Source organism: Limnohabitans sp., assembly GCF_044361985.1.
Taxonomy (GTDB): Bacteria; Pseudomonadota; Gammaproteobacteria; order Burkholderiales; family Burkholderiaceae_C; genus Limnohabitans_A.
This window is the reverse complement of record NZ_JBIKHV010000136.1, coordinates 1-4,821: the sequence shown is the minus strand read 5'-3', so window position 1 is coordinate 4,821 and position 4,821 is coordinate 1. Positions and strand designations below refer to the sequence as shown.

Sequence of the window (4,821 nt, the reverse complement as noted above, 5' to 3'; positions counted from 1 at the left end):
TCACCCACTTCCACCACTTTCACGCCCGGCGGCAGGCTTTGCAGCGCAGGCAATTTTTGCACCGCTTGCGTCACATCGCCCAAGGGCATGCCGGACAGCTCGATCTCGAAATTGATGTTGCGCTGGCGGTCATAGCGGTCGATCACGGCGGGCCCACCAGCCACCTCAATGCTGGCCACCTGACCGAGCATGACTGGGCCTCGGCTACCGGGCACCATCAGGCGCTCGAGTGTGGCGAGGTCCTTGCGCGCCCCATCGTCCAACTTGACAACGATGGGCACCTGGCGCTGCGACAAGTTCAACTTGGGCAGGGCAGCGTCGTAGTCGCCCAGCGTGGCCACACGCAAGGTGTCGCTGATGGCGGCGCTGGTCACGCCCAGATCAGCGGCTTTGGCAAAGTCTGGGCGCACCGCAATTTCTGGCCGTACCAGGCTGGCAGTGCAGGCGATCGAGCCCAGGCCGCCGATGGTGCGCAAGTCGCGCTCAACGGCCATGGCCGCAGTTTGAAGGGCCTGCGGGTCCTCTCCGGTGAGCACCAAAATATATTTTTCGCCAGAGCCACCCAGGCCCACCTTGCTGCGCACACCCGGCAGTTGCTGCAAGGCGGTGCGGATATTGTTTTCAATGTCCTGCTTGCGTGGGCGGGTGCCACGCTCGGTCAGCTGAATGGTCAGGGTGGCTTTGCGCACCTCAGCCGCGCCACTCCCGGCAAAGGGGTCGGCGCCCGCGCTGCCCCCACCGATCGTGGTGTAAATACTTTGTATGTGCTGCACCTGCGCCAGCAACGTGCGGGCCTGTTCAGCGCTGGCCTGGGTTTGCGCCAAAGTAGCGCCTGGAGGCAACTCCACATAAACCTGCGTTTGCGAGTTGTCATCGGGCGGGATAAAGCCCTTGGGCAACAGAGGCACCAGCATGATGGAGCCGATGAAAAACAGTGTGGCCATGACCATCGTGGCCAGCCGGTGATTCATGCACCAAGTGGCCCAGACCATGTACCGCTTAAGCCAGCCGGGCTCATGCGCGGCCGTGACGATGGGCTTGAGAATGTAGGCCGCCATCATGGGCGTGAGCACCCGCGCCACCACCAGTGAGGCAAACACGGCCAACGATGCCGTCCAGCCAAACTGCTTGAAGAACTGACCAGGAATACCGGCCATAAAGGCCGTGGGCAAAAACACCGCGATCAGGGTAAAGGTGGTGGCAATCACCGCCAAACCGATCTCGTCGGCCGCTTCCATGGCGGCCTGGTACGGCGACTTGCCCATGCGCAAATGGCGCACGATGTTTTCCACCTCCACAATCGCATCGTCCACCAGCACACCGATCACCAAAGACAGCGCCAGCAAGGTCACCACGTTGATCGAAAAGCCCAGATAAGCCATGCCGATGAAGGCCGGAATGACCGACAGTGGCAGGGCCACGGCCGAGACAAAGGTGGCGCGCCAATCGCGCAAAAAAAGCCAGACCACCAACACCGCCAAAATGGCGCCTTCGTAAAGCAGAAGCAATGAGCCGTTGTATTCATCTTCCACCGGGGTCACAAAGTCAAAGGCTTCGGTGATCTCGATGTCGGGGTTCTGCAGCCGAAAGTCGGCCAAGGCCTGGCGCACCAAGCGGCCGACGGCCACTTCGCTCTCGCCTTTGCTGCGCACCACCTCAAAGCCGACCACCGGCGTGCCGTTCAGGCTAGCGGCTGAGCGGGCATCGGCCAGCGTGTCGCTCACGGTGGCCACTTGGTCCAGGCGCACACGCGCCCCACGCGATGTGGCCAACTCGATCCGGCCGACTTCCTCCGCCGTCTTCACGGTGGCCAAGGTGCGCACTGGCTGCTCGCCCACACCCAGATCCATGCGCCCGCCCGAGCCCTCTTGCTGCACTTGTTTGAGTTGACGCGACACCTCGGCCGCCGTGATGCCCAGCGACTGCAGGCGGTTCACGTCCAGCGCCACACGCACCTCGCGCGTCACACCGCCCACGCGGTTGACAGCACCCACACCGCGCAGCGACAAGAGCTTGCGGGTGATGTCGTTGTCGACCCGCCAAGACAGGGCTTCGTCGTCCATGCGGCCAGAGCGCACGGTGTAGGCCAGCACAGGCGTGCCAGCCAGGTTGAGCTTTTGCACAATCGGGTCGCGCAAGTCACTAGGCAAGTCGGCGCGCACGCCCTGGATGGCCGAGCGCACGTCGTCAACGGCTTCCTGCACTGGCTTTTCCATGCGGAACTCGGCGGTGATCGAGACCGAGCCATCTTGCACTTTGGTGGTGATGTGTTTCAGGCCCTGCAATGGCGCCAGCGCGTTTTCCAGCTTGCGGGCCACATCGGTTTCGAGCTGCGACGGCGCTGTGCCCGGCAAGCTGGCATTGACCGTGATGGTGGGCAAATCCAGGTCAGGGAAGTTCTGCACTTTCATGGTGCCAAAAGCGATCAGGCCCGCCACCGACAACAGCACAAACAGCATGACAGCCGGGATCGGGTTGCGAATCGACCAGGAAGAGACGTTGAGCATGAGGTCCCTTTATTTGCTGGCAGGCTTAGCGGTGGCGGCGCTGGTCGCCGCATCGCGTGCCACAGCATCCACCACACGCACCGTGTCGCCATGGTTCAAGAAGGCACCCCCACTGGCCACTACAAGGGCATCGGCTTTCAGGCCGCTGGTCACCTCCACACGGTCGCCACTCTGGCGTGCGGTTTGCACCTTGAGTTGGCTGACTTTCTGATCGGCCCCGACGGTGTACACATAGCTGAAGCCATCGCGCACCACCACCGCCGTTTGCGGCACGGTCAGTGCCTGACTCTGGCCCATAGCGATCTCGCCCTGGGCGAACATGCCCGCGCGGGCGCTGCCAATTTGCGCGGGCAAATCCACATACACCAGGGCGTTGCGGGTTTGCGCATCGACCGAGGGCGCGAGCATGCGCACCTTGCCTTGCAACAACTGGCCGCTGGCAGCCTTGATCTGCACAGGCGCCCCCAGCTGGATGCCGCCGATCTCAGCTGCGGTCACCTCGGCCCGCCACTCGATGCGGCCCTGGCGAATCAGCCGAAACAACTCGGTGCCCGCGCCCACCACGCTGCCCAGCGTGGCCTGCCGCGCCGAGATCACGCCCGCATCGGGCGCACGCACCTGGGTTTGCGACAAGCGGACGCCTTGCAGCTGCACCATGGCACGGGCCGACTGCACACGGGCCACCGACGAAGCCTCAGCGGCCAGCGCCTGGCTCAGCTGCGCGTTGCTGAAAAAGCCCTGCTGCTGCAGACTATGGGCCCGCTCGGCTTGGGTTTTGGCCTCTTGGGCGCTGGCGGTGGACTCGGCCAAGGTGGCCTCGGCCTGCGCCAGCTCGGCACGCAAGGTGTCGGCTTGCAACACCGCCAACACGTCACCGCGCTGCACCCGGTCGCCCACATTCACGCGCACTTCGGTGATCTTCAAGCCATTGGCTTCGGCGCCGATGATGGCTTCTTGCCAAGCGGCCAGGTTGCCATTGGCGCTGATTTTTTGGGCCAGCGAGCCCATTTTTGGTGTCACCACCGTCACCGTCAAGGAGGGCTTTGCAGGCGCCGGCAACTTGCTGTCTTCAGCGGCCCAGCTCGTACTGCCAAGACCCACGAAAACAAATACCCACGCCCCAACCCATCCGCTGATTTTTTTCATGACACTTTCTCTTTTTTAACACCCCGTGGGCGTGTGGGGAGTTTAGCGGGAAGGTTTTCCCAAGACTTTGAGGGGGAAAGCTGTCTGCTTGCAGTCAGGCGTGTCTGGACTACAAACCCCGCACGGGTGCAGCATGCTGATGGGGCATTTAAACCATCACCACTTGCCACAAAGCCAGCACCGCATCCCGCTCGGTGGCCAAAGCCTCCACAGGCACGTCGGTAGGTTCTTCGTTCAAGCGCGCCCGATGCTGCACCCGGCGCATTTCCCGGTAAGCATTGGCGGCCCCCTCGCCCACCCCTTTGGGCAGCAAGCCAGCCTTTTCTGCCCGCAACAGCAAGGCAATATTGCCCACGTTATCCGCCAATTCGGGGTGCGCGGCGGTGTGCAACAGCACCAGATACTGCACGGCAAATTCAGCATCGACCATGGCGCCGGGGCTGTGCTTGACGTCAAAGCGATCGGCCTTGACCGGGTGGCCTTGGCGCACACGCTCGCGCATGGCCACAATTTCGGCCTTGAGGCTGGCGGCGTCGCGGGGGGCACTGATGACGGCGTGGCGCACAGCATCAAAACGCGGCGCCAAGGAGGGCAGGCCCATGACAAATCGGGCGCGCGTCATGGCCTGGTGTTCCCAGGTCCAGGCGGTGTTGCTGCCACGCTGCTGCTGGTAGTCGGCATAGGCCTCAAAGCGGGTGACCAACAGGCCCGAGTTGCCGTTGGGGCGCAAGGCCGTGTCGATTTCGTACACATCGCCATCCGCTGTTTTGACCGTCATCCAGTTGATGAGCTTTCGGACATAGCCGGCATAAATTTCTTGCGCGCGCTCATCGGCGTCTTCATAGACAAACACAATGTCGAGGTCGCTGCCATAACCCAGCTCTTTGCCGCCCAGCTTGCCGTAGCCAATGATGGCGATGGCAGGTTCTTCGCGGTGGCGGATTTTCAGGCGGCTCCAGCACCAGCGGGCGGTCACGCGCAGCACAGCATCGGCCAGGGCGCTGAGGTCATCGGCCACTTGCTCTACCGTGAGCACGCCCTCGACGTCACGTGCCAAGGTGCGAAACTGCTCGGCATGGTGGGCTCGGCGAAGCAGGTTGAGCAAGCTTTCCTCGTCATCTTCGCCCGTGCGCCTGAGGGCTTCAAGCCGGGCTTGCAACTCCGCCTC

General features: G+C 62.9%; 2 protein-coding genes and 1 pseudogene. All 3 read right to left on the bottom strand.

Annotated elements, in window-relative coordinates; genetic code table 11:
- Positions 1-2,507: efflux RND transporter permease subunit (locus tag ACIQ3A_RS13855; RefSeq protein ID WP_396432308.1), on the bottom strand; the 2,507-nt coding region annotated here is incomplete at its 3' end.
- A gap of 9 nt (positions 2,508-2,516) precedes the next feature.
- Positions 2,517-3,653 carry an efflux RND transporter periplasmic adaptor subunit gene (locus ACIQ3A_RS13850; RefSeq protein ID WP_396432307.1) on the bottom strand — a complete coding sequence of 379 codons (1,137 nt, stop codon included), beginning with the start codon at positions 3,651-3,653 and terminating at the stop codon, positions 2,517-2,519.
- A 148-nt stretch (positions 3,654-3,801) separates the two neighbouring features.
- Positions 3,802-4,821 (bottom strand): annotated as a pseudogene (locus ACIQ3A_RS13845) (glutamine-synthetase adenylyltransferase); the annotation flags it as partial.